Source organism: Enterobacter sp., assembly GCF_977039595.1.
The window spans coordinates 51,179-75,366 of the sequence record NZ_CDRQYH010000013.1; the positions used below are offsets into that span (position 1 = coordinate 51,179).

The following is a 24,188-nucleotide window of genomic DNA, read 5'->3' on the forward strand; positions in this document are numbered from 1 at the left end:
TGCCCAGTTGTCAACTAAAGAGTTCGCTACAATGCCTCTCCTTCTTTCTGAGAGACAAGCATTGTGGCGCTACTCATTATCACCACTATCCTGTGGGCCTTCTCCTTTAGCCTGATTGGCGAATACCTTGCCGGTTCGGTCGACAGCTACTTCTCGGTGCTGATGCGCGTGGGGCTGGCGGCACTGGTGTTCCTGCCGTTTCTGCGCACGCGCGGACAGTCGCTGAAAACGATTGTGCTGTATATGCTGGTGGGGGCGATGCAGCTCGGCATCATGTATTTGTTCAGCTTCCGGGCTTACGTCTATCTGTCCGTCTCGGAATTCCTGCTCTTTACCGTGCTGACGCCGCTCTACATCACGCTGATTTACGATCTGCTGAGTAAACGCCGTCTGCGCTGGGGATACCTGCTGAGCGCGGCGCTGGCGGTGATTGGCGCGGCGATTATTCGCTACGACAAAGTAAGCGATCACTTCTGGACCGGGCTGATGTTCGTCCAGCTCGCCAACATCAGTTTCGCTATCGGCATGGTGGGCTACAAACGCCTGATGGAAACCCGTCCGATGCCGCAGCATAACGCGTTCGCATGGTTTTATATGGGCGCCGCGATTGTCGCGGTAGCGGCGTGGTTTATGCTCGGTAACCCGCAAAAGTTGCCTACCACCATCGTACAGTGGGGTGTTCTGGTCTGGCTGGGCGTCGTGGCTTCCGGGTTGGGGTACTTCATGTGGAACTACGGCGCGACGCAGGTCGACGCCGGTACGCTGGGGATTATGAACAACGTGCATGTCCCGGCAGGGCTGCTGGTCAACCTTGCCATCTGGCAGCAACAGCCGCACTGGCCAAGCTTCCTTATTGGGGGAGCGGTGATCCTGGCTTCGCTGTGGGTCCATCGACGCTGGGTCGCTCCGCGCTCCGCACAAACGGAAGATGGTCGCACGCGTGGTTCCGCGCTGAGCGAATAAACGCCTCCGTAATCGGCTGACGCTGCTCGCCATCGCGCACGGCGGCGTACAGCCGGCTCCACAGTCCTTCACCCAGGGTTTTGGTGACCACCAGGCCCTGGCGTTCAAAACTCTCCACCACCCAGTGCGGCAGCGCCGCGATACCCATGCTGGCCGCCACCATCTGAATCAGCAGCAGGGTGTTATCCACGCTTTTCAGCTGCGGGCTAATGCCCGCGGGCTGCAGGAAGTGACGCCAGATATCCAGACGACTGCGCTGAACCGGGTAAATCAGCAGCGTTTCCGTCGCCAGGTCTTCCGGCGTGATGCGCGTTTTGGCCGCCAGCGGGTGGTCCGGCGCCAGCACCAGGCGCACCTCATAATCAAACATCGGCGAATAGTGCAGGCCGCTGCGCGGCAGAATGTCAGAGGTCATGACCAGATCCAGCTCGCCCTGCTGCAGCGATGGCTGCGGGTCGAACGTCACGCCGGATTTAAAGTCCATCTCCACCTGCGGCCACTTCTGGCGGAAGTTCTCAAGCGCGGGGGTCAGCCACTGAATACAGCTGTGGCACTCAATAGCGATACGCAGTTTGGTCTGCTGCGGTTCGTTACACGCCTGCAGCGCGCTCGCGATTTGCGGCAGAACCTGATTCGCCAGCTGAAGGAGAATTTCACCCTGCGGCGTAAAGCGTAGCGGCTGGCTTTTACGCACAAAAAGACGGAAGCCGAGGCGTTGTTCCAGATCGCTGAACTGGTGAGAAAGGGCGGACTGTGTCTGGTGCAGCGTGGCCGCAGCAGCCGCGAGCGAACCGCAGTTTCGCAACGCTTGTAGCGTTTTCAGGTGTTTAATCTCGATCATGAAAGTCCTTCACTTCGCCATGAACATTTTGCGCTTGAGGAATATACAGTACCTGCCAATTATAGAAGTGTAAACATCTGGACGTCTAAATAACGAATTTCACAAGGGGTACACCATGACAATCCGCAATCACACTCTCGGTTTCCCTCGCGTTGGCCTGCGTCGCGAGCTGAAAAAAGCGCAAGAAAGCTACTGGGCGGGTAACGCCACGCGTGAAGAGCTGCTGGCGGTGGGACGCGAGCTGCGCGCCCGCCACTGGGATCAGCAGAAGCAGGCGGGCATTGACCTGCTGCCGGTGGGCGATTTCGCCTGGTACGACCATGTTCTGACGACCAGCCTGCTGCTTGGCAACGTGCCGGCTCGTCATCAGAACAAAGATGGATCGGTAGATATCGATACCCTGTTCCGCATCGGCCGTGGCCGTGCGCCAACGGGTGAGCCAGCGGCAGCGGCGGAAATGACTAAGTGGTTTAACACTAACTATCACTATATGGTGCCGGAGTTCGTAAAAGGTCAGCAGTTTAAACTGACCTGGACGCAGCTTCTGGATGAAGTGGACGAAGCGCTGGCGCTGGGCCACCAGGTTAAACCCGTGCTGCTGGGGCCAGTGACCTATCTGTGGCTGGGGAAAGTCAAAGGCGAGCAGTTCGATCGTCTGAGCCTGCTGAAGGACATTCTGCCGGTCTACAAACAGGTGCTGATTGAGCTGGGCAAACGCGGCATTCAGTGGGTGCAAATCGACGAACCGGCGCTGGTGCTCGAGTTGCCTCAGGAATGGCTCGATGCCTTCAAACCGGCGTATGATGCGCTCACCGGGGAGGTGAAGCTGCTACTGACAACCTATTTCGAAGGCGTGACGCCGAACCTGAACACGATTACCGCGCTGCCGGTGCAGGGCCTGCACGTAGACCTTGTACACGGTAAAGATGATGTGACGGAGCTGCATAAGCGCCTGCCCGCAGACTGGCTGCTCTCCGCCGGTCTGGTGAATGGCCGTAACGTCTGGCGCGCCGATCTGACCGAGAAATATGCACAAATCAAAGACATCGTCGGTAAACGTGAGCTGTGGGTGGCCTCGTCCTGCTCGCTGCTGCACAGCCCGATCGACCTGAGCGTGGAAACCCGTCTCGACCCTGAAGTAAAGAGCTGGTTTGCCTTCGCGCTGCAAAAATGTGAAGAGCTGGCCCTGCTGCGCGACGCGCTGAACAGCGGCGACACGGCGGCAATTACCGAATGGAGCGCCCCGATCCGGGCGCGCCGCCACTCCGCGCGCGTGCATAACCCGGCGGTGGAAAAACGTCTGGCGGCCATCACCGCCCAGGACAGCCAGCGCCAGAGCCCGTATGAGGTGCGCGCCGAAGCCCAGCGCGCCCGCTTCAATCTGCCTGCGTGGCCGACCACGACGATTGGTTCCTTCCCGCAGACCACCGAGATCCGCGGCCTGCGTCTGGACTTTAAAAAGGGCAATCTGGATGCGAATCACTACCGCACCGGGATCGCGGAACACATCAAGCAGGCGATTATCGAGCAGGAACGCCTTGGGCTGGACGTGCTGGTGCACGGTGAAGCAGAGCGTAATGACATGGTGGAATACTTTGGCGAGCACCTGGACGGCTTCGTCTTTACCCAGAACGGCTGGGTGCAGAGCTATGGCTCCCGATGCGTGAAGCCGCCGGTGGTCATCGGTGACGTCAGCCGTCCGGAAGCGATCACGGTTGAGTGGGCGAAGTACGCCCAGTCCCTGACCGACAAGCCGGTGAAAGGCATGCTCACCGGTCCTGTGACCATTCTTTGCTGGTCCTTCCCGCGTGAAGACGTGACCCGTGAAACCATCGCCAAACAGATCGCCCTGGCGCTGCGTGATGAGGTGGCGGATCTGGAAGCCGCAGGCATTGGCATTATTCAGATTGACGAACCGGCCCTGCGCGAAGGTCTGCCGCTGCGTCGCAGCGACTGGGACGCCTACCTGCAGTGGGGCGTGGAGGCGTTCCGCATCAACGCCGCGGTGGCGAAGGACGACACTCAGATCCACACCCACATGTGTTACTGCGAATTTAACGACATCATGGATTCTATTGCCGCGCTGGACGCCGACGTGATCACTATTGAGACCTCGCGTTCAGATATGGAGCTGCTGGAGTCGTTTGAAGAATTCGACTACCCGAACGAAATCGGGCCGGGCGTGTACGACATCCACTCCCCGAACGTGCCGAGCGTGGAGTGGATTGAAGCCCTGCTGAAAAAAGCGGCCCAGCGTATTCCGGCAGAGCGTCTTTGGGTAAACCCGGACTGCGGACTGAAAACCCGCGGCTGGCCTGAAACCCGCGCAGCGCTGGCGAACATGGTGAAGGCAGCGCAGAATTTGCGTCAGGCGTAGGGGTATTGGATGGCCCGGTAAGGCGTAACCGCCTCCGGGCTTATTGTTATTACGCTTTCTTACCGCCGTACTGGCTAAACCACGCCAGCATTCTCTGCCAGCCATCTTTGGCTGATTCCGCGTGATAGCTCGGACGATAATCGGCGTTAAACGCATGCCCGGCATCCGGGTACACCACAATCTCCGCCTTCGCATTGGCCGCACGCAGCGCATGGCGCATGGTTTCTACCGAATCCAGCGAAATACCGGTGTCCTGACCGCCATAAAGCCCTAACACGGGGGCATTTAACTCGGTGGCGATATCGACGGGATGTTTAGGCGAATTCAGCGTTTTTTCACCCACCAGTTTGCCGTACCAGGCGACAGCAGCTTTGAGCTGCGGGTTATGCGCGGCATACAGCCAGCTAATGCGACCGCCCCAGCAGAAACCGGTGACCAGCAGACGATGCGGATCGCCGCCGTTGCGCGCCGCCCAGCTGGCGACATGATCGAGATCGGCCAGCACCTGCGCGTCCGGGACTTTGCTGACCAGGTTGCTGAGCAATGTTGGAATATCACTGTAGTCGTTCGGATTGCCCTGACGGAAGTAGAGCTCTGGCGCAACGGCCAGATACCCTTCCAGCGCCAGCCGGCGGCAGAGGTCGCGAATGTGTTCGTGAACACCAAATATTTCCTGAATCACAATCACGATGGGTAGCGGACCCTCTGCCGATTTTGGTCGGGCGTGATAAGCAGGCATATTCTCCCCCTGCGAGGGAATAGAGGTCTCGCCCGCGGTAATTGCCGCTTCTGGAGTCGACACGATGGTTGAAGCATGTGGGGCCGCAGCAGGTGCAAAACCGGTTTTTTCAGTCATGGCATTCTCCGTACCAATGAGTTAGCGCAAAGGTAAATATAGACACCAGGTTAACAACTCACAGTGCCTTAAACGGTCTATCTTTTGTGCAGCACCTGGCGATATAACTTGTTAATGTGATGTAAATCACTTTTTTATGGAAATTCAATGTAACCATTTTCATTCATGGTGAGGTTCGTCACGAAAATATGCTTACTGCTTCTGTAAAGTACCGTTTTACTTCTTCTGACTAACCGACCCACAGAGGAGTCACCTATGTCTAAGTCTGATGTTTTTCATCTCGGCCTTACTAAAAACGATTTACAAGGGGCTACGCTCGCCATCGTCCCTGGCGATCCGGAGCGTGTGGAAAAGATCGCCGCGCTGATGGATAAGCCGGTCAAGCTGGCTGCCCATCGTGAGTTCACCACCTGGCGCGCAGAGCTGGATGGCAAAGCGGTGATCGTGTGCTCTACCGGTATCGGTGGTCCGTCTACGTCTATTGCTGTTGAAGAGCTGGCGCAGCTGGGCATCCGCACTTTCCTGCGTATCGGTACGACCGGTGCTATTCAGCCGCATATCAACGTCGGCGACGTTCTGGTCACGACCGCGTCCGTCCGTCTGGACGGCGCAAGCCTGCATTTTGCACCAATGGAATTCCCGGCAGTGGCTGATTTCGAATGTACCACCGCGCTGGTTGAAGCTGCGAAATCCGTAGGCGCAACCACTCACGTGGGCGTAACCGCGTCTTCCGACACCTTCTACCCGGGCCAGGAGCGTTACGATACCTTCTCAGGCCGCGTGGTTAGCCGTTTCAAAGGCTCAATGGAAGAGTGGCAGTCCATGGGTGTGATGAACTACGAAATGGAATCCGCAACGCTGCTGACCATGTGCGCAAGCCAGGGTCTGCGTGCCGGTATGGTGGCGGGCGTTATCGTCAACCGTACCCAGCAGGAGATCCCGAACGCCGAAACCATGAAGCAGACCGAAAGTCATGCAGTGAAAATCGTGGTGGAAGCAGCGCGTCGCCTGATCTAGTCCTCTCTTCTTAAATCAAAGGCCGACACGTTCGGCCTTTATTTTTTGCGTAGCGCCTCGCAGGAAAACCCTTTCAAACTGGACGTTTATACAGCACAATTCTATTTTGTGCGGGTAATACGTTGATGCAGGGGGCATTGTGGATATCTCAATCCTGATTTACGCGGTGATTGCGTTGGTGAGCTTAGGGATTGGCTGGCTGATTTCCAGCTACCAGCATGCGCAGCAGAAGGCCGACCAGCTGGCTGAGCGAGAAGAGATGGTCGCTGATTTAAGCGCTATAAAACAGCAGCTTGCGCTGAGCGAACACTGGCGCGATGAGTGTGAGTTGCTCAACAACGAGCTGCGCAACCTGCGTGATATCAACACGTCACTGGAGGCCGATCTCCGCGAAGTGACCACCCGCCTTGAATCCACCCAACTGCATGCGGAAGACAAAATCCGCCAGATGATCAACAGCGAGCAGCGTCTCAGCGAACAGTTTGAGAATCTCGCGAACCGCATTTTTGAGCACAGCAACCGCCGCGTTGACGAACAAAACCGCCAGAGCCTGAACAGTCTGCTGACGCCCCTGCGTGAACAGCTGGACGGCTTCCGCCGTCAGGTACAGGACAGCTTTGGTCAGGAAGCCCGTGAGCGGCACACCCTGGCTCATGAGATTCGTAATCTTCAGCAGCTGAATGCCCAGATGGCACAAGAAGCGGTCAACCTCACCCGAGCGCTCAAAGGGGACAACAAAACCCAGGGCAACTGGGGTGAGGTGGTGCTGACCCGCGTACTGGAAGCTTCTGGTCTGCGGGAAGGATATGAATACGAAACGCAGGTGAGTATCGAAAACGACGCCCGCTCACGAATGCAGCCGGATGTGATCGTGCGGCTGCCGCAGGGCAAAGATGTGGTGATTGACGCTAAAATGACGCTGGTGGCGTATGAACGTTACTTTAATGCGGACGATGACTACACGCGCGAGTCAGCTCTGCAGGAGCACATTGCCTCCGTACGTAATCAAATTCGCCTGCTCGGCAGAAAAGACTACCAGCAGCTGCCGGGTCTGCGCTCGCTGGACTATGTACTGATGTTTATTCCTGTAGAGCCCGCGTTTCTGCTGGCACTCGACAGGCAGCCTGAGCTTATAACCGAAGCGCTCAAAAATAATATTATGTTGGTCAGCCCCACCACGCTGCTGGTGGCGTTACGCACCATTGCGAACCTGTGGCGCTATGAGCACCAGAGTCGCAACGCGCAGCAGATTGCCGATCGTGCCAGCAAGCTGTACGACAAAATGCGCCTCTTTGTGGACGACATGTCTTCAGTCGGGCAAAGCCTGGATCGTGCGCAGGATAACTATCGCCAGGCGATGAAAAAACTCGCCTCCGGACGTGGCAATCTGCTGGCGCAGGCTGAATCATTCCGCAGTCTGGGAGTAGAAGTTAAACGCGAGATTAATCCGGAATTGGTCGAGCAGGCCACCGCCCAGGACGACGAGTTTCGCCTGCGAGAAGGGGCGAACGAACAAAAGACAAACAGTGAAGACAACACGTTAGCGGCGGATTCATCACCAGACGAGATTCCAGCGCGTTTTTTTCGCGGTGGTTGAAACGTAGGGCAAACGCGCCCAATCTGATACACTTCACGAACATTTTACTGATAAGCAGGCTCTAAGATGGCTGACGATTCACAAGACACAACGCACTTTGGCTTTCAGACTGTCGCCAAAGCGCAGAAAGCTGACATGGTGGCCCACGTATTTCATTCCGTGGCGGCGAAGTACGATGTGATGAATGACCTGATGTCGTTCGGCATTCATCGCTTGTGGAAGCGCTTCACCATTGACTGTAGCGGCGTGCGTCGCGGACAAACGGTGCTGGATTTAGCTGGCGGTACGGGCGATTTAACCGCGAAATTCTCTCGTCTGGTGGGTGAAACCGGTCGCGTTGTTCTCGCCGATATTAATGACTCCATGCTGAAAATGGGACGCGAAAAGCTGCGTAACATCGGTGTGGTGGGGAATGTTGAATATGTGCAGGCAAACGCCGAAGCGCTGCCGTTCCCGGACAATACCTTTGACTGCATCACTATCTCCTTCGGTCTGCGTAACGTGACCGATAAAGAAAAAGCGCTGCGCTCCATGTACCGCGTGCTGAAGCCGGGTGGACGCCTGCTGGTGCTTGAATTCTCCAAACCGATTATTGAGCCGCTGAGCAAAGCTTACGACGCCTATTCCTTCCACGTGCTGCCGCGCATCGGTGAGCTGGTGGCTAACGACGCTGAAAGCTACCGCTATCTGGCGGAATCTATCCGTATGCACCCGGATCAGGACACATTAAAAGCCATGATGCAGGATGCAGAATTTGAGAACGTTGAATATTTCAACCTGACGGCGGGTGTCGTCGCGCTGCATCGCGGTTACAAGTTCTGAGTGGAGGTGTCCCGTGCCCTTTAAGCCCTTAGTCACCGCAGGTATCGAAAACGTACTGAATGCCTTTCTCTATCGTGCTCCGGCGCTGAAAGCAGCGCGTCAGCGGCTAAACGGGAAGATATTACGTATTGTTTTAAAAGAGTTCTCGACGCCGCTTGTGCTGGTATTCAGCGAACGCCAGCTTGACGTTCTGGGGGCGTGGGAAGGTGAAGCTGACTGCTCGGTCATCACGCACATGAGCGTGCTGCCAAAACTGCGCGATCGCCAGCAATTAACGGCGCTTATCCGCAGCGGTGAGCTGGAGGTGGAAGGCGACATTCAGGTCGTGCAAAACTTCGTTGCCCTCACCGATCTGGCGGAGTTCGATCCGGCAGAGCTGCTCGCGCCTTTTATCGGCGACATTGCTGCCGAAGGCATCGGGAAAGTCCTTCATGGTGGCGCCTCCTTTGCGCGTAAAAGCCTCCAGCGCCAACAACGTTATGTGGCGGAAGTGATGACTGAGGAGTGGCGAATGGCGCCCGGGCCACTGGAAGTTGCATGGTTTGCGGAAGAAACCGCTGCTGTTGAACGCGCGGTTGATGCGTTTACCAAACGGCTGGAAAAACTGGAGGGCAAATGACGCCTGGTGAAATTCGGCGCCTCTATTTTATTATTCGCACCTTTTTGAGCTACGGGCTCGACGAGCTTATTCCCAAAATGCGCATCACGCTGCCGCTTCGCATCTGGCGGCGGATGCTGTTCTGGATGCCCAATCGCCACAAAGGTCAACCGCTGGGTGAGCGTCTGCGCCTGGCGCTGCAGGAACTCGGTCCGGTATGGATTAAATTCGGGCAGATGCTTTCGACCCGCCGTGACCTCTTCCCGCCTCTCATTGCCGATGAGCTCGCAATGCTTCAGGACCGCGTCGCACCCTTTGACGGCGCGCGCGCGAAAAAGCAAATTGAAGAGGCGATGGGAAATGTACCCGTCGAGACCTGGTTTGACGATTTCGATATTCAACCGCTGGCGTCGGCCTCTATCGCGCAGGTGCACACCGCGCGTTTGAAAGAAAACGGCAAAGAAGTCGTTATCAAAGTTATTCGTCCGGACATCCTGCCAGTCATCAAAGCGGACATGAAGCTGATTTATCGTCTGGCGCGCTGGGTGCCACGCTTGCTGCCGGACGGGCGCCGCCTTCGTCCACTGGAAGTGGTGCGGGAATATGAAAAAACGCTGATTGATGAGCTTAACCTGCTGCGCGAATCGGCAAACGCCATTCAGCTGCGCCGCAACTTTGAAAACAGCCCGATGCTCTATGTACCTGAAGTCTATTCTGACTACTGCAGCCAGAACATGATGGTGATGGAGCGTATCTACGGTATTCCGGTTTCGGATGTCGTAGCCCTGGAGAAGCAGGGAACAAACATGAAACTCCTGGCCGAACGTGGCGTACAGGTCTTCTTTACCCAGGTATTCCGCGACAGCTTTTTTCATGCGGACATGCATCCGGGCAATATCTTTGTGAGCTACGAACACCCTGAGGACCCGAAATATATCGGTATCGACTGCGGGATTGTGGGGTCGCTGAACAAAGAAGATAAACGGTATCTGGCTGAGAACTTCATCGCGTTCTTCAACCGCGACTACCGTAAGGTGGCCGAGCTGCACGTCGATTCCGGCTGGGTTCCGCCGGACACCAACGTCGAAGAGTTCGAGTTTGCGATCCGGACCGTTTGCGAACCGATTTTTGAAAAACCGCTGGCGGAAATCTCCTTTGGGCACGTACTGTTGAACCTGTTCAACACGGCTCGCCGCTTTAATATGGAAGTTCAGCCACAGCTAGTTTTACTTCAGAAAACATTACTTTACGTTGAGGGTGTAGGCCGACAGCTCTATCCTCAGTTAGACTTGTGGAAGACTGCGAAACCTTTCCTTGAATCCTGGATTAAGGATCAGGTTGGCATTCCGGCGCTGGTGCGCTCGCTGAAAGAGAAGGGCCCGTTCTGGATAGAAAAAATGCCTGAAATTCCCGAACTGGTTTATGACAGTTTGCGTCAGAGCAAGAACCTTCAGCACAGCATGGATAAAATCGCCCGCGAGCTTCAGTCCAGCCGTGTTCGCCAGGGACAGTCCCGCTATCTCTTTGGGATTGGCGCAACGCTGCTGCTGAGCGGTACGCTGCTGCTGATCAACCGTCCGGACTGGCAGATGATGCCAGCCTGGCTGATGGCTGGCGGGGTGGTAGTCTGGCTTGCCGGATGGCGAAAAACGCGCTGAGTTTGCGTCGCCATCAATGGGTCGCATACGTATAATGCGACCTGACTCATTAATCATCTATCCCTGAGGAACATGTATGGGTGGTATCAGTATCTGGCAATTGTTGATCATTGCCGTCATCGTCGTGCTGCTGTTTGGCACCAAAAAGCTCGGTTCTATTGGTTCCGATCTGGGCGCGTCTATCAAAGGCTTTAAGAAAGCGATGAGCGATGATGAGAGCAAGCAGGATAAAACCAGCCAGGACGCTGACTTTACTGCTAAATCCATCGCCGACAAGCAAGAAGAAGCCAAAAAGGAAGACGCCAAACGCCACGATAAAGAGCAGGTATAAGTCGTGTTTGACATTGGTTTTGGTGAGCTGCTGCTGGTCTTTGTGATTGGCCTGATCGTGCTGGGGCCGCAGCGTCTGCCGGTGGCGGTGAAAACCGTTGCGGGCTGGGTGCGTGCGCTGAGATCGCTGGCATCGACCGTTCAGAATGAGCTGGCGCAGGAGCTTAAGCTGCAGGAATTTCAGGAAAGCCTCAAAAAGGTCGAGAAGGCGAGCATGGATAATCTGACGCCGGAACTGAAAGCCTCAATGGATGAACTGCGTGAAGCGGCGGAATCCATGAAGCGCTCTTACAGCGTCAACGATCCTGAAAAAGCGAGCGATGAAGCGAACACTATCCATAACCCGGTGGTGAAGGGCAGCGAGGAGCAGCGCGAGGGCGTAACGCCTGCCAGCGCTGAACATCAGGCTGCTGCGCCAGAACAGACGCCGCAGGAAACCGAAGTGAAAAAACAGGCGCAGCCGGAAGAGCCGGTAACTAAAACGGCGGAAGTAAAGCCCGCTGCGTCCGTTTCCGAATCATCCCCCTCGTCGAGTGATAAAGCGTAAACATGGCAGTAGATGATACTCAACCGCTGATTACGCACCTCATAGAGCTGCGTAAGCGCCTGTTAAACTGCATTATTGCAGTTTTCGTTATTTTTCTATGCCTGGTTTATTTCGCCAACGATATCTACCAGGTTGTCTCTGCACCATTAATTAAGCAGATGCCGCTGGGCGCAACGATGATTGCGACGGATGTGGCTTCTCCGTTCTTTACCCCCATCAAGCTGACCTTCTGGGTGTCGTTGATAGCCTCTGCGCCCGTCATTCTTTACCAGGTATGGGCGTTTGTGGCGCCCGCGCTGTATAAACACGAACGCAAGCTGGTTATCCCGCTGCTGGTGTCCAGCTCGCTGCTGTTCTATATCGGCATGGCGTTTGCCTATTTCGTTGTCTTCCCGCTGGCCTTCGGCTTCCTGACGCATACCGCGCCGGAAGGGGTCCAGGTGTCGACGGATATTGCCAGCTACCTCAGCTTTGTGATGGCGCTGTTTATGGCGTTTGGCGTGGCATTCGAAGTGCCGGTGGCCATTGTACTGCTTTGCTGGGTAGGGGTTACGACTCCGGATGACCTGCGTAAGAAGCGTCCGTATATTCTGGTGGGCGCCTTCGTGGTCGGCATGCTGCTAACGCCGCCGGATGTGTTCTCGCAGACGCTGCTGGCCATACCGATGTACTGTCTGTTTGAGGTCGGCGTTTTCTTCTCGCGTTTCTACGTGGGTAAAGGACGTCGAGCGGATGACGAAGACGATACGTCCGACAAGACCACTGAAGAGTAAAACCAGCCGCCCGTGAGGGCGGTTGTTATATGGGGATTTGCATGTTTGATATCGGACTCAACCTGACCAGCTCGCAGTTTGCGAAAGATCGTGATGAGGTGGTTGCGCGTGCGTTTGCCGCCGGGGTGAAAGGGCTGCTGCTGACGGGCACCAACCTGCATGAGAGCGAGCAGGCCCAGCAGCTGGCGCAACGATACGATCGCTGTTGGTCTACTGCTGGCGTGCATCCTCACGACAGCAGCCAGTGGACCGCGGAAAGTGGCGACACCCTACGCAGACTGGCAAAGACACCAGAAGTGGTGGCGATTGGCGAGTGCGGCCTCGATTTCAACCGTAACTTTTCCACGCCTGAAGAGCAGGAAAAGGCATTCACTGCCCAGCTTGCGCTAGCGGCAGAGCTTGAAATGCCCGTATTTATGCACTGCCGCGACGCGCATGAGCGTTTTCTGACTCTGCTTGATCCGTGGCTCGAGAAACTGCCCGGCGCGGTGCTGCACTGCTTCACCGGCTCACGGCAGGAGGCGCTGGAATGCCTGGAGCGTGGGCTTTATCTGGGGATTACCGGCTGGGTTTGCGATGAGCGCCGCGGGCTTGAGCTTCGGGAGCTGTTGCCAGCGATCCCGGCTGACCGGTTGCTCCTTGAAACGGACGCACCTTATCTGCTGCCGCGCGATATGAAACCCAAACCGGCATCGCGACGAAATGAGCCCGCTTATCTGGGGCACATTATTGAGAGCGTCGCGAAGCGGCGCGGAGACGATCCGCACTGGCTTTCGGCACAGACGGATGACAACGTGCGTAAGCTGTTCGGGATAAATGTTTAAAGTTTACGGAAGTCGGTGTTTTTAACGCTCTGCAGCACCTGCTTGTTCAGCAGATTAAGCAACAGCATAGAGCGCGCTTCCCCGTCCGGCTCGGCAAAAATCGCCTGCAGGCCTTCGAAAGCCCCTTCGGTAATCACGACGCTATCGCCCGTATAGGGTGTTTCCGGGTCGGTGAGACCTTCGGGCTGTTGATAAATCGACAGCTGATGAATAACCGTCGACGGAACCGTTGCCGGGTGGGCACCAAAACGAACGAAGTGGCTGACGCCGCGCGTTGCGCTGATGGTTGTGGTGTGGATGACTTCCGGGTCGAACTCCACGAAGAGGTAGTTCGGGAACAACGGCTCGCTGACGGTTGTGCGCTTCCCGCGCTGCATTTTTTCAAGCGTGATCACGGGCGTCAGGCAATTTACAGACTGACGTTCAAGATGTTCCTGCGCGCGCTGAAGTTGCCCGCGTTTGCAATACAGTAAATACCAGGCCTGCATAATCACTCTTTCCCTTAGTTCGGGGCGCAAGCATATCAAAACCCTGGCGGGATCGCTAAGTTGATTATAATGGGCGAAAATGGGACAGAACGCATAACTTCACGCTAATTTAACAAAATTACAGCATCAAGCAGGCTTACGCCGTATAATGAAGCGCTTACAGAGAGGCCATGATTAACTGCATGAAATACCACGATCTCCGCGACTTCCTGACGCTGCTGGAAAAGCAGGGTGAACTCAAGCGTATTACACTTCCTGTTGATCCTTATCTGGAGATGACAGAAATTGCTGACCGCACCCTGCGTGCCGGTGGCCCCGCATTACTGTTTGAAAATCCAAAAGGTTACTCAATGCCGGTTCTGTGCAACCTGTTTGGTACACCGCGTCGCGTCGCACTGGGGATGGGGCAGGAAGACGTCACGGCGCTGCGTGAAGTCGGTAAGCTGCTGGCCTTCCTGAAAGAGCCGGAGCCGCCGAAAGGCTTCCGCGATCTGTTCGACAAACTGCCGCAGTTTAAGCAGGTGCTGAACATGCCCACCAAACGCCTGCGCGGCGCGCCGTGCCAGCAGAAGGTGCTGGAAGGCGATGCGGTTGATTTGACTAAAATCCCTATCATGCAGTGCTGGCCGGAAGATGCTGCGCCGCTGATCACCTGGGGACTGACCGTCACGCGTGGCCCGCACAAAGAACGCCAGAATCTTGGTATTTACCGCCAGCAGTTGATTGGCAAGAATAAGCTCATCATGCGCTGGTTGTCGCATCGCGGCGGCGCGCTGGATTTTCAGGAGTGGTGTGCTGCACACCCGGGTGAACGTTTCCCGGTATCTGTCGCCCTGGGCGCCGATCCGGCCACCATTCTGGGGGCCGTCACACCCGTACCGGATACGCTCTCGGAATATGCCTTTGCAGGCCTGCTGCGCGGGACGAAAACGGAAGTTGTGAAGTGTATCTCTAACGATCTCGAAGTCCCGGCCAGTGCAGAAATTGTGCTGGAAGGTTACATTGAGCAGGGTGAAATGGCGCCAGAAGGCCCTTACGGCGACCACACCGGCTATTACAACGAAGTGGATAACTTCCCGGTGTTTACCGTGACGCACATTACGCAGCGTGAAGATGCGATTTATCACTCCACATATACCGGGCGTCCACCGGATGAACCCGCGGTACTGGGCGTGGCGCTGAACGAAGTGTTTGTGCCGATTCTGCAAAAGCAGTTCCCGGAAATTGTTGATTTTTATCTGCCGCCTGAAGGATGCTCCTATCGCATGGCGGTGGTTACGATGAAGAAGCAGTATCCTGGTCATGCTAAACGCGTAATGATGGGCGTGTGGTCTTTCCTGCGCCAGTTTATGTATACCAAATTTGTTATTGTCTGCGATGATGACGTTAACGCCCGCGACTGGAATGACGTAATCTGGGCCATTACCACGCGAATGGACCCGGCGCGCGATACGGTGTTAGTCGAAAACACGCCGATTGATTATCTGGATTTTGCCTCGCCGGTTTCCGGTCTTGGCTCAAAGATGGGACTGGATGCCACAAATAAATGGCCTGGCGAAACCGACCGTGAATGGGGCCGCCCGATCAAAAAAGATCCTGCTGTGACCGCGCGCATTGACGCGATCTGGGACGAGCTGGCCATAATGAATAACGGTAAACCCTGAGCTGACCGTTAAGCCCTATAGACTTCCCGACAGAGAGAGCGAATGACAACCTTAAGCTGTAAAGTGACCTCGGTAGATGCCATCACCGACACCGTATATCGCGTCCGTTTAGTGCCAGAAGCGCCATTCTCTTTCCGCGCGGGTCAGTATCTGATGGTCGTGATGGATGAGCGTGATAAGCGTCCTTTCTCCATGGCCTCCACGCCAGCGGAGCAGGAATTTATTGAGCTTCATATTGGTGCGTCAGAGCTTAACCTGTATGCAATGGCGGTGATGGATCGGATCCTGAAGGAACGTGAAATCGTGGTGGATATTCCGCACGGCGATGCGTGGCTGCGCGATGACGAAGACCGTCCGCTGATCCTGATTGCCGGTGGTACAGGCTTCTCCTATGTGCGCTCCATTCTGTTAACCGCCCTGGCGCGTAACCCGGACCGTGATATCACGATCTACTGGGGTGGCCGTGAAGAGAAACACCTGTATGACCTGTCTGAACTGGAAGCGCTGAGTGTAACCCATCCTAACCTGCGCATTGAGCCGGTGGTTGAGCAGCCGGAAGAGGGGTGGCGCGGGCGTAGCGGGACGGTGCTGACGGCGGTGCTGCAGGATCACGGCACGCTGGCAGGGCACGATATTTATATCGCTGGCCGTTTTGAGATGGCGAAAATCGCCCGCGATCTGTTCTGTAACGAACGTGACGCGCGTGAAGACCGCCTGTTTGGCGATGCGTTTGCCTTCATTTAAATAAAAAGCCCGCCCCTGACAGGCGGGAAGAACGGCAACTAAACTTCTGCCGGGTCGCATTTGCGACCCGGTTTTTTATCACACTCTCTCAAACACCGTCGCGATACCCTGACCCAGCCCAATACACATCGTTGCCAGCCCAAACTGGGCATCTTTGCGTTCCATAAGGTTGATCAGCGTCGTGCTGATACGCGCCCCGGAGCAGCCCAGCGGGTGACCGAGGGCGATCGCGCCGCCGTTGAGGTTAATCTTCTCGTCGATCTGCTCCATCAGCCCCAGATCCTTTATGCACGGCAGGATCTGCGCGGCGAACGCTTCATTCATCTCAAACAGATCGATGTCGCTGGCGGTTAATCCCGCTTTTTTTAGCGCCAGCTTCGAGGCCGGAACCGGGCCGTAACCCATGATTGAAGGATCGCAGCCCACGACCGCCATCGAGCGTACCCGAGCGCGAGGCGTTAATCCTAGCTTGCGGGCGCGGCTTTCGCTCATCACCAGCATCGCGGCGGCGCCGTCTGACAGCGCCGACGAGGTCCCTGCTGTGACCGTACCGGTGACCGGGTCAAACGCCGGACGCAGCGTGGAAAGCGCTTCGACGGTGGTTTCCGGGCGGATGACTTCGTCGTAGCTGAACTGCTTCAGAACGCCGTCTGCATCGTGGCCGCCGGTCGGGATGATCTCGTTCTTAAAGGCGCCGGACTGCGTGGCGGCCCATGCGCGAGCGTGAGAGCGCGCGGCAAAGGCATCCTGCATTTCGCGGCTGATGCCGTGCAGGCGGGAGAGCATCTCGGCGGTGAGACCCATCATCCCCGCGGCTTTCGCCACGTTGCGGCTCATCCCCGGGTGGAAATCGACCCCGTGGCTCATCGGCACGTGCCCCATGTGCTCGACGCCGCCCACCAGGCAGGCCTGCGCATCACCGGTCATGATCATGCGTGCCGCGTCGTGCAGCGCCTGCATTGATGAACCGCACAGGCGGTTGACGGTGACGGCCGGAACCGAATGCGGGATCTCCGCCAGCAGCGACGCGTTGCGGGCGATGTTGAAGCCCTGCTCCAGGGTCTGCTGCACGCAGCCCCAGTAGATATCGTCCAGCGCAGCCGGATCCAGCGCCGGGTTACGCGCCAGCAGGCTACGCATCAGGTGCGCAGAGAGGTCTTCCGCACGCACGTTACGGAACGCGCCGCCTTTTGAACGGCCCATCGGGGTGCGAATTGCATCAACAATGACAACCTTTTCCATTGTGACTCCTTAAGCCGTTTTCAGCTCGCCAACCGGACGGGCTGGCTCAACTGCGGGATAGTAGGGTTCGTTATGGCGCGCTTTGCTACGCAGACCTTCCGGCACTTCATACAGCGGGCCGAGGTGCTGATACTGCTGAGCCATATCGAGATAGCGGGCGCTGCCGAGCGTGTCCAGCCAGCGGAACGCGCCGCCGTGGAACGGAGGGAAGCCCAGGCCGTAAACCAGCGCCATGTCGGCTTCTGCCGGGCTGGCGATGATGCCTTCTTCGAGGCAGCGCACCACTTCGTTGATCATCGGGATCATCATGCGGGCGATGATCTCATCGTCGGTGAAGTCGCGTTTTGGCTGGCTAACGTCGGCCAGCAGGCTATCCACCGCCGCGTCTTCTTCTTTCTTCGGTTTGCCTTTGCTGTCTTCTTTATAGCGCCAGAAGCCCAGACCGTTTTTCTGGCCGAAGCGGTTAGCGTCGAACAGCGCGTCAATGGCGTCGCGATAGTCTTTCTGCATGCGCTGCGGGAAGCCTGCCGCCATCACCGCCTGGGCGTGGTGGGCGGTATCAATGCCTACAACGTCCAGCAGATACGCCGGGCCCATCGGCCAGCCGAACTGCTTTTCCATCACTTTGTCGATTTTGCGGAAGTCCGCGCCGTCGCGCAGCAGCTGGCTGAATCCGGCGAAGTAAGGGAACAGCACGCGGTTGACGAAGAAGCCCGGGCAGTCGTTAACAACGATCGGCGTTTTGCCCATCTTGCTCGCCCATGCCACCACTTTAGCGATGGTTTCGTCAGAGGTTTTTTCCCCACGGATCACTTCGACCAGCGGCATACGGTGTACCGGGTTGAAGAAGTGCATGCCGCAGAAGTTTTCCGGACGCTTCAGCACGCTCGCCAGTTCGCTGATTGGAATGGTGGAGGTGTTAGAGGCCAGTACGGTATCCGGGCGAACCTTGTCTTCCGTTTCCGCCAGCACCGCTTTTTTAACCTTCGGGTTCTCGACGACGGCTTCGACCACCACGTCGACACGGTCGAAACCGCTGTATTCCAGCACGGGCTGAATGGTGGAGATCACGCCTGCAAGCTTCAGACCGTCAATTTTCCCGCGCTCAAGCTGTTTATTCAGCAGTTTGGCCGCTTCGGTCATGCCCAGCGTCAGGGATTTCTCGTTGATGTCTTTCATCACCACCGGCACGCCTTTCCAGGCGGACTGGTAAGCGATGCCGCCACCCATAATCCCCGCGCCGAGTACCGCCGCATGTTTTGGCGTCTCAACGTTTTTAGTCAGCTGTTTGGCTTTGCCTTTCACGAACTGATCGTTGAGGAAGATACCGACCAGCGCGCGGGCTTCATTGGTGTGCGCCAGCGGGACAAAGCTCTGATTTTCGAGCTTCAGCGCTTCATCGCGACCAAGGCGGGCAGCCGCTTCAATGGTTTTCACCGCCGTGATCGGCGCCGGGTAGTGTTTACCCGCCGTCTGCATCACCATGCCTTTGGCGATGGTGAAGCTCATGGTGGCTTCAATCTTGCTGAGTTTTAACGGTTCCAGCTTCGGCTGGCGTTTGGCTTTCCAGTCGAGATCGCCGTTGATTGCCTGACGCAGAATGGCGAGTGCGCCTTCAACCAGCTTCTCAGGTTTTACAACGCCGTCGACCAGGCCAATTTTCTGTGCCTGTTCGGCGCCGACATCTTTACCTGCGGCAATGATCTCCAGGGCGCTGTCGGCACCCAGCATGCGCGGCATACGCACGGAGCCGCCAAAGCCCGGCATGATGCCCAGTTTTGTTTCTGGCAGGCCGATGCGCAGGTCCGGCGTCGCCAGGCGGTAGTCGGTCGCCAGCACGCATTCGCAGCCACCGCCCAGCGCATAACCGTTAACGGCGGAAATGGTCGGGACAGGCAGATCTTCCAGACGATTAAAGACGCTGTTGGCAAAGTGCAGCCACTGGCTCAGCTGTTCTTCCGGAACCAGGAACAGCGAAAGGAACTCGGTGATATCGGCACCGACGATAAAGGCCGCTTTGTTCGAACGCAGCAGCAGCCCTTTTAATTCAGGTTGCTTTTCAAGAATATCCAGCGCCTGGCCAAGACTGGCCACCGTCGCGGTATCAAGCTTGTTCACTGAGCCGGGGGCATCGAACACCAGTTCGGCAATGCCATCTTCCAGCCAGTTGAGGTACAGGGTGTCGCCTTTGTAGAGCATGTCAGTCTCCTGAATCCAGCAATTGGATCTGGTCATACCAGATGAATCGGAGTGTGGGATTTATGTTAATAAAATGCAAATTACTCATTAAGAAAATGCTGCATTGATCACGGTCGGTGGAAATCACGCAGCCGGAGTGAGGTGTGCTAAGATGCGATGACTTGAGGTCAAAAAACGAAAGGAATAATGATGGACTCACTGGCTTCGCTTTATAAAAATCATATCGTTACCCTACAGGAACGTACCCGCGATGTACTGGCCCGCTTTAAGCTGGATGCGCTGCTGATCCACTCCGGCGAGCTGATGAATACCTTTCTGGATGACCACGCTTATCCGTTTAAGGTGAACCCACAGTTTAAGGCCTGGGTGCCGGTGACGCAGGTTCCCAACTGCTGGCTGCTGGTAGATGGTGTGAACAAGCCGAAACTGTGGTTCTACCTGCCGGTTGATTACTGGCACAACGTTGAGCCGCTGCCGACCTCTTTCTGGACGGAAGAAATTGAGGTGATTGCGCTGCCAAAAGCGGACGGCATTGGCAGCCAGCTGCCTGCCGCGCGTGGCAACATCGCTTATATTGGCCCTGTTCCGGAGCGTGCATTGGGCCTGGATATTGCGGCAGACAAACTCAACCCGAAAGGGGTGCTGGATTACCTCCACTATTACCGAGCCTATAAAACCGACTACGAACTTTACTGCATGCGTGAAGCGCAAAAGACCGCGGTGAACGGTCACCGTGCGGCGCATGAAGCCTTCCAGTCGGGTATGAGCGAGTTCGACATCAATCAGGCTTATCTGACCGCGACAGGCCACCGTGATACCGATGTGCCTTACAGCAATATCGTCGCGCTGAATGAGCACGCGTCTGTACTCCACTACACCAAACTGGATCATCATGTTCCGTCGGAAATGCGCAGCTTCCTGCTGGACGCAGGGGCAGAATATAACGGCTACGCGGCCGATCTGACCCGTACCTGGGCGGCGAATGCGGATACCGATTTCGCGCAGCTTATTAAAGACGTGAACGATGAACAGCTGGCGCTTATTGGCACCATGAAGGCGGGAACCAGCTATGTGGATTACCACATTCAGTTCCATCAGCGCATTGCTAAACTGCTGCGTAAGCACCAGATTGTGAAAGACATGAGCGAAGAGGCGATGGTTGAGAACGATCTGACCGGGCCATTCATGCCGCACGGTATCGGCCACCCGCTGGGCCTGCAGGTTCACGACGTTGCGGGCTTTATGCAGGATGATACCGGCACGCACCTGGCGGCACCGTCTAAATATCCTTACCTGCGCTGCACCCGTATTCTGGAGCCGCGTATGGTGCTGACGATTGAACCGGGGATCTATTTTATTGAATCCCTGCTGGCGCCGTGGCGTGAAGGCCAGTTCAGCAAGCACTTCAACTGGGAAAAAATTGACGCGCTGAAGCCGTTTGGCGGTATTCGCATCGAAGATAACGTTGTGGTTCATGAAAACGGTATCGAGAACATGACGCGAGACCTGAAGCTGGCCTGATGGAAAGCTGGCTGATACCGGCTGAACCGGTCACCTTTGTTGAGGAAATCAAGAAAAGCCGCTTTATTACGCTGCTGGCGCATACCGACGGCGTAGAGGCGGCAAAGGCGTTTGTCGAGTCCGTTCGGGCTGAGCATCCTGACGCCCGCCACCACTGCGTGGCGTGGGTAGCAGGGCCGCCGGACGATTCACAACAGCTGGGGTTTTCCGACGACGGTGAACCGGCGGGCACGGCCGGTAAGCCTATGCTTTCGCAGCTGATGGGCAGCGGCGTGGGCGAAATAACCGCCGTGGTGGTGCGCTACTACGGCGGCATTTTGTTAGGCACCGGTGGGCTGGTAAAAGCCTATGGCGGGGGCGTGCAGCAGGCGCTTAATATGCTGGTCACTACCCGCAAAACGCCGCTTACCGAATATACTTTATTATGCGATTACGCCCAGCTATCGGGTATTGAAGCGCTGCTGCGGCAGTTTAACGGTGTCATCGCACACAGCGAATATCAGGCAATGGTGCAATTACGCGTGGCGCTTCCTCAGGCGGAACTGGCTGCTTTTTCAGCAAAACTGGCTGATTTTAGTCGCGGTTCGTTGCAATTGCTGCCGATTGAAGAATAATCCCCACCTCACTTTTGAATACCAAAGGAAGCGGCAGAGATGCATTTTCGTGCCATAACCCGAATCGTTGGACTGCTGGTCATACTCTTTTCCGGGACGATGATTCTCCCAGGACTGGTGGCGCTTATCTACCGGGACGGTGCGGGGCGGGCATTCACCCAGACCTTCTTTGTCGCGCTGGCGATTGGCTCGCTGCTGTGGTGGCCAAACCGTCGTCAGAAAGGTGAACTGAAATCTCGCGAAGGATTTTTGATTGTGGTCCTGTTCTGGACGGTGCTGGGGAGCGTCGGTTCGCTGCCCTTTATCTTCTCTGAACAGCCTAATCTGAGCATCACGGATGCCTTTTTTGAATCGTTTTCGGGTTTAACAACCACTGGGGCGACGACGCTGGTCGGGCTGGATTCACTACCCCACGCCATTCTCTTTTATCGCCAGATGCTGCAGTGGTTCGGCGGTATGGGGATCATCGTCCTGGCGGTGGCTATTCTCCCTATTCTGGGCGTTGGTGGCATGCAGCTCTATCGCGCCGAAATGCCCGGGCCTCTGAAAGATAACAAGATGCGCCCGCGTATTGCCGAGACGGCGAAAACCCTGTGGCTGATTTATGTCTTGCTGACGGTAGCCTGTGCGCTGGCGCTATGGTTTGCCGGGATGCCTGCTTTCGACGCCATTGGACACAGTTTCGCGACGATTGCCATTGGCGGGTTCTCTACCCACGATGCCAGCGTGGGCTACTTCGACAGCCCAACGATTAACACTATCATTGCCATTTTCCTGCTGATCTCTGGCTGTAACTACGGTTTGCACTTCTCTTTACTGAGCGGGCGCAGCCTGAAGGTGTACTGGCGTGACCCTGAGTTCCGCATGTTCATTGGGGTCCAGCTTACGCTGGTGATCATCTGTACTCTGGTGCTGTGGTTCCATGATGTCTATAACTCCGCGCTGACCACGCTAAATCAGGCGTTCTTCCAGGTGGTATCGATGGCGACGACAGCCGGGTTTACCACGGATAGTATCGCCCGTTGGCCGCTGTTCCTGCCGGTGCTGCTTTTATGCTCTGCATTTATTGGGGGCTGTGCGGGGTCCACGGGCGGTGGCCTGAAGGTGATTCGTATTCTGCTTCTGTTCAAGCAGGGCAACCGTGAGCTGAAGCGTCTGGTCCACCCGAACGCGGTCTACAGCATTAAGCTAGGGAACCGCGCGCTGCCGGAACGTATCCTCGAAGCGGTGTGGGGATTCTTCTCGGCGTATGCGCTGGTCTTTATCGTCAGTATGTTGGCGATTATCGCGACGGGTGTGGATGATTTCTCCGCCTTTGCGTCCGTGGTGGCAACATTGAATAACCTCGGGCCTGGCCTGGGGGTTGTGGCGGATAACTTTGCGAGTATGAACCCCGTCGCGAAATGGATCCTCATCGCCAATATGCTGTTTGGTCGCCTTGAGGTCTTTACGCTGCTGGTGCTCTTCACCCCTACATTCTGGCGCGAGTAAGGAGCCGTTGATGAAAACACTCATTCTTTTCTCTACGCGAGACGGGCAAACGCGTGAGATTGCCGCGTATCTGGCATCTGAACTCAAAGAGCTGGGGATATATTCGGATGTGGTAAACCTGAACCGTGCGGATCAGATAGCCTGGCAGGATTACGATCGCGTGGTAATTGGCGCGTCAATTCGTTACGGGCATTTCCATCCGGCGCTGGATCGCTTTGTGAAAAAGCACACCGCGGTGCTCAATAAATTGCCCGGAGCGTTTTACTCGGTAAATCTGGTCGCACGTAAAGCAGAGAAGCGTACGCCGCAGACTAACAGCTACACGCGCAAGTTTTTACTCAGCTCGCCGTGGCAGCCAGACCTTTGCGCTGTCTTTGCCGGCGCGCTGCGCTACCCTCGCTATCGTTGGTATGACCGCTTTATGATCCGTCTTATTATGAAGATGACCGGAGGTGAAACCGATACGCGTAAAGAAGTGGTTTATACCGACTGGTCGCAGGTGGCTAGTTTTGCTCGGGAAATCGCACATTTAACGGGCGATTCGCGACTTAAATAAGCGTTAAGCTTGAAAAGTGAGCGAACGATAAGTTTTTTGTATTTTGTGCTTGTCACGTCGGAATAACTCCCTATAATGCGCCTCCACTGACACGGAACAACGGCACACACGCCGCCGGGTTAGCGGAGTTCAGCGATGAACGCCAGCAGAGAAAAGCGAAAATAAACGCTTGACTCTGAAAGAGGAAAGCGTAATATACGCCACCTCGCAACGGTGAGCGAAAGCCGCGTTGCACTGCTCTTTAACAATTTATCAGACAATCTGTGTGGGCACTCAAAGTGACATGGATTCTTAACGTCGCAAGACGAAAAATGAATACCAAGTCTCTGAGTGAACATGCGTAATTCATTACGAAGTTTAATTCACGAGCATCAAACTTAAATTGAAGAGTTTGATCATGGCTCAGATTGAACGCTGGCGGCAGGCCTAACACATGCAAGTCGAGCGGCAGCGGAAAGTAGCTTGC

At 56.1% G+C, this 24,188-nt stretch carries 22 protein-coding genes and 1 rRNA gene; 18 read left to right on the plus strand and 5 right to left on the minus strand.

Annotation, left to right across the window (positions count from 1 at the left end; translation table 11 throughout):
* Nucleotides 1-63 precede the first annotated feature (63 nt).
* Nucleotides 64-963, plus strand: a complete 900-nt coding sequence (locus tag ACWYRJ_RS06490; RefSeq protein WP_115877019.1) for a carboxylate/amino acid/amine transporter — start codon at nucleotides 64-66, stop codon at nucleotides 961-963.
* On the opposite strand, the gene metR is transcribed toward ACWYRJ_RS06490, so the two are convergent.
* A complete protein-coding gene (gene metR / locus ACWYRJ_RS06495) occupies nucleotides 851-1,804 on the minus strand; it encodes an HTH-type transcriptional regulator MetR (RefSeq protein WP_127732586.1) in 954 nt (317 codons plus the stop codon). The genes ACWYRJ_RS06490 and metR overlap by 113 nt on opposite strands.
* Before the next feature lie 115 nt (nucleotides 1,805-1,919).
* Between metR and metE the strand changes: the two genes are divergently transcribed.
* A complete protein-coding gene (gene metE, locus ACWYRJ_RS06500) occupies nucleotides 1,920-4,181 on the plus strand; it encodes a 5-methyltetrahydropteroyltriglutamate--homocysteine S-methyltransferase (protein WP_111963540.1) in 2,262 nt (753 codons plus the stop codon).
* A gap of 49 nt (nucleotides 4,182-4,230) precedes the next feature.
* On the opposite strand, the gene ACWYRJ_RS06505 is transcribed toward metE, so the two are convergent.
* Nucleotides 4,231-5,037: a dienelactone hydrolase family protein gene (locus tag ACWYRJ_RS06505; RefSeq protein WP_111963541.1), complete on the minus strand. Its 807-nt coding sequence runs from the start codon at nucleotides 5,035-5,037 to the stop codon at nucleotides 4,231-4,233.
* 255 nt (nucleotides 5,038-5,292) lie between these two features.
* On the opposite strand from ACWYRJ_RS06505, the gene udp reads away from it, so the two are divergent.
* From udp to tatD, 9 genes are all read left to right on the plus strand, one after another.
* On the plus strand, nucleotides 5,293-6,054 hold the full coding sequence (gene udp, locus ACWYRJ_RS06510; RefSeq protein ID WP_003860792.1) for a uridine phosphorylase: 762 nt from the start codon (nucleotides 5,293-5,295) through the stop codon (nucleotides 6,052-6,054).
* A 139-nt stretch (nucleotides 6,055-6,193) separates the two neighbouring features.
* The gene (gene rmuC, locus ACWYRJ_RS06515; RefSeq protein ID WP_455507589.1) at nucleotides 6,194-7,651 is read left to right on the plus strand and encodes a DNA recombination protein RmuC; all 1,458 of its coding nucleotides are present in this window, start codon (nucleotides 6,194-6,196) and stop codon (nucleotides 7,649-7,651) included.
* A 66-nt stretch (nucleotides 7,652-7,717) separates the two neighbouring features.
* Nucleotides 7,718-8,473 (plus strand): bifunctional demethylmenaquinone methyltransferase/2-methoxy-6-polyprenyl-1,4-benzoquinol methylase UbiE, encoded by a 756-nt coding sequence (gene ubiE, locus ACWYRJ_RS06520; protein ID WP_023309612.1) that lies wholly within the window; start codon nucleotides 7,718-7,720, stop codon nucleotides 8,471-8,473.
* A gap of 13 nt (nucleotides 8,474-8,486) precedes the next feature.
* Nucleotides 8,487-9,092 (plus strand): ubiquinone biosynthesis protein UbiJ, encoded by a 606-nt coding sequence (gene ubiJ, locus ACWYRJ_RS06525; protein ID WP_111963543.1) that lies wholly within the window; start codon nucleotides 8,487-8,489, stop codon nucleotides 9,090-9,092.
* Nucleotides 9,089-10,729, plus strand: a complete 1,641-nt coding sequence (ubiB, locus tag ACWYRJ_RS06530) for a ubiquinone biosynthesis regulatory protein kinase UbiB (RefSeq protein ID WP_111963544.1) — start codon at nucleotides 9,089-9,091, stop codon at nucleotides 10,727-10,729. Before ubiJ ends, ubiB begins: the two co-directional genes overlap by 4 nt.
* 76 nt (nucleotides 10,730-10,805) lie before the next feature.
* Nucleotides 10,806-11,060, plus strand: a complete 255-nt coding sequence (tatA, locus tag ACWYRJ_RS06535) for a Sec-independent protein translocase subunit TatA (protein ID WP_024908000.1) — start codon at nucleotides 10,806-10,808, stop codon at nucleotides 11,058-11,060.
* A gap of 3 nt (nucleotides 11,061-11,063) precedes the next feature.
* Complete coding sequence (tatB, locus tag ACWYRJ_RS06540) at nucleotides 11,064-11,606, plus strand: Sec-independent protein translocase protein TatB (RefSeq protein ID WP_143345646.1); 543 nt, start codon at nucleotides 11,064-11,066, stop codon at nucleotides 11,604-11,606.
* 2 nt (nucleotides 11,607-11,608) lie between these two features.
* Entirely contained in the window at nucleotides 11,609-12,379 is a 771-nt protein-coding gene (tatC, locus tag ACWYRJ_RS06545; RefSeq protein WP_115877026.1) for a Sec-independent protein translocase subunit TatC, read from the plus strand.
* A gap of 41 nt (nucleotides 12,380-12,420) precedes the next feature.
* Nucleotides 12,421-13,203, plus strand: coding sequence for a 3'-5' ssDNA/RNA exonuclease TatD (gene tatD, locus ACWYRJ_RS06550; protein ID WP_127732578.1), 783 nt, complete (start codon nucleotides 12,421-12,423; stop codon nucleotides 13,201-13,203).
* Here tatD and rfaH read toward each other — a convergent pair.
* Nucleotides 13,200-13,691, minus strand: a complete 492-nt coding sequence (rfaH, locus tag ACWYRJ_RS06555; protein WP_111963548.1) for a transcription/translation regulatory transformer protein RfaH — start codon at nucleotides 13,689-13,691, stop codon at nucleotides 13,200-13,202. The genes tatD and rfaH overlap by 4 nt on opposite strands.
* A gap of 173 nt (nucleotides 13,692-13,864) precedes the next feature.
* On the opposite strand from rfaH, the gene ubiD reads away from it, so the two are divergent.
* On the plus strand, nucleotides 13,865-15,355 hold the full coding sequence (gene ubiD, locus ACWYRJ_RS06560; protein WP_181899778.1) for a 4-hydroxy-3-polyprenylbenzoate decarboxylase: 1,491 nt from the start codon (nucleotides 13,865-13,867) through the stop codon (nucleotides 15,353-15,355).
* A 42-nt stretch (nucleotides 15,356-15,397) separates the two neighbouring features.
* The gene (gene fre / locus ACWYRJ_RS06565) at nucleotides 15,398-16,099 is read left to right on the plus strand and encodes an NAD(P)H-flavin reductase (RefSeq protein ID WP_008501516.1); all 702 of its coding nucleotides are present in this window, start codon (nucleotides 15,398-15,400) and stop codon (nucleotides 16,097-16,099) included.
* 78 nt (nucleotides 16,100-16,177) lie between these two features.
* Here the strand turns inward: fre and fadA are convergent, their stop codons facing one another.
* Both fadA and fadB read right to left on the minus strand, forming a co-directional pair.
* Nucleotides 16,178-17,341, minus strand: coding sequence for an acetyl-CoA C-acyltransferase FadA (gene fadA, locus ACWYRJ_RS06570; RefSeq protein ID WP_455507590.1), 1,164 nt, complete (start codon nucleotides 17,339-17,341; stop codon nucleotides 16,178-16,180).
* Between the two features lie 9 nt (nucleotides 17,342-17,350).
* Nucleotides 17,351-19,540, minus strand: coding sequence for a fatty acid oxidation complex subunit alpha FadB (gene fadB, locus ACWYRJ_RS06575; RefSeq protein ID WP_455507591.1), 2,190 nt, complete (start codon nucleotides 19,538-19,540; stop codon nucleotides 17,351-17,353).
* Nucleotides 19,541-19,729: 189 nt separating this feature from the next.
* Here fadB and pepQ point away from each other — a divergent pair, with 189 nt between their 5' ends.
* The 5 genes from pepQ to ACWYRJ_RS06600 form a co-directional block, all read left to right on the plus strand.
* Nucleotides 19,730-21,061 (plus strand): Xaa-Pro dipeptidase, encoded by a 1,332-nt coding sequence (gene pepQ / locus ACWYRJ_RS06580; RefSeq protein ID WP_111963551.1) that lies wholly within the window; start codon nucleotides 19,730-19,732, stop codon nucleotides 21,059-21,061.
* Nucleotides 21,061-21,675, plus strand: coding sequence for an IMPACT family protein (locus tag ACWYRJ_RS06585; RefSeq protein ID WP_024908007.1), 615 nt, complete (start codon nucleotides 21,061-21,063; stop codon nucleotides 21,673-21,675). The genes pepQ and ACWYRJ_RS06585 overlap by 1 nt, the downstream gene beginning before the upstream one ends.
* A 39-nt stretch (nucleotides 21,676-21,714) precedes the next feature.
* Entirely contained in the window at nucleotides 21,715-23,166 is a 1,452-nt protein-coding gene (gene trkH, locus ACWYRJ_RS06590; protein WP_023309600.1) for a Trk system potassium transporter TrkH, read from the plus strand.
* Nucleotides 23,167-23,176: 10 nt separating this feature from the next.
* On the plus strand, nucleotides 23,177-23,722 hold the full coding sequence (gene hemG, locus ACWYRJ_RS06595; protein ID WP_115877030.1) for a menaquinone-dependent protoporphyrinogen IX dehydrogenase: 546 nt from the start codon (nucleotides 23,177-23,179) through the stop codon (nucleotides 23,720-23,722).
* A 379-nt stretch (nucleotides 23,723-24,101) separates the two neighbouring features.
* Nucleotides 24,102-24,188, plus strand: a 16S ribosomal RNA gene (locus ACWYRJ_RS06600); the annotation flags it as partial.

What these genes read in the sequence shown, in the direction of transcription:
- metR (WP_127732586.1), bottom strand. Translation starts at nt 1,804, where the DNA reads ATGATCGAGATTAAACACCTGAAAACGCTACAAGCGTTGCGAAACTGC.
- metE (WP_111963540.1), top strand. Translation starts at nt 1,920, where the DNA reads ATGACAATCCGCAATCACACTCTCGGTTTCCCTCGCGTTGGCCTGCGT.
- ACWYRJ_RS06505 (WP_111963541.1), bottom strand. Translation starts at nt 5,037, where the DNA reads ATGACTGAAAAAACCGGTTTTGCACCTGCTGCGGCCCCACATGCTTCA.
- udp (WP_003860792.1), top strand. Translation starts at nt 5,293, where the DNA reads ATGTCTAAGTCTGATGTTTTTCATCTCGGCCTTACTAAAAACGATTTA.
- ubiE (WP_023309612.1), top strand. Translation starts at nt 7,718, where the DNA reads ATGGCTGACGATTCACAAGACACAACGCACTTTGGCTTTCAGACTGTC.
- ubiB (WP_111963544.1), top strand. Translation starts at nt 9,089, where the DNA reads ATGACGCCTGGTGAAATTCGGCGCCTCTATTTTATTATTCGCACCTTT.
- tatA (WP_024908000.1), top strand. Translation starts at nt 10,806, where the DNA reads ATGGGTGGTATCAGTATCTGGCAATTGTTGATCATTGCCGTCATCGTC.
- tatC (WP_115877026.1), top strand. Translation starts at nt 11,609, where the DNA reads ATGGCAGTAGATGATACTCAACCGCTGATTACGCACCTCATAGAGCTG.
- tatD (WP_127732578.1), top strand. Translation starts at nt 12,421, where the DNA reads ATGTTTGATATCGGACTCAACCTGACCAGCTCGCAGTTTGCGAAAGAT.
- rfaH (WP_111963548.1), bottom strand. Translation starts at nt 13,691, where the DNA reads ATGCAGGCCTGGTATTTACTGTATTGCAAACGCGGGCAACTTCAGCGC.
- fre (WP_008501516.1), top strand. Translation starts at nt 15,398, where the DNA reads ATGACAACCTTAAGCTGTAAAGTGACCTCGGTAGATGCCATCACCGAC.
- fadA (WP_455507590.1), bottom strand. Translation starts at nt 17,341, where the DNA reads ATGGAAAAGGTTGTCATTGTTGATGCAATTCGCACCCCGATGGGCCGT.
- fadB (WP_455507591.1), bottom strand. Translation starts at nt 19,540, where the DNA reads ATGCTCTACAAAGGCGACACCCTGTACCTCAACTGGCTGGAAGATGGC.
- pepQ (WP_111963551.1), top strand. Translation starts at nt 19,730, where the DNA reads ATGGACTCACTGGCTTCGCTTTATAAAAATCATATCGTTACCCTACAG.
- ACWYRJ_RS06585 (WP_024908007.1), top strand. Translation starts at nt 21,061, where the DNA reads ATGGAAAGCTGGCTGATACCGGCTGAACCGGTCACCTTTGTTGAGGAA.
- trkH (WP_023309600.1), top strand. Translation starts at nt 21,715, where the DNA reads ATGCATTTTCGTGCCATAACCCGAATCGTTGGACTGCTGGTCATACTC.
- hemG (WP_115877030.1), top strand. Translation starts at nt 23,177, where the DNA reads ATGAAAACACTCATTCTTTTCTCTACGCGAGACGGGCAAACGCGTGAG.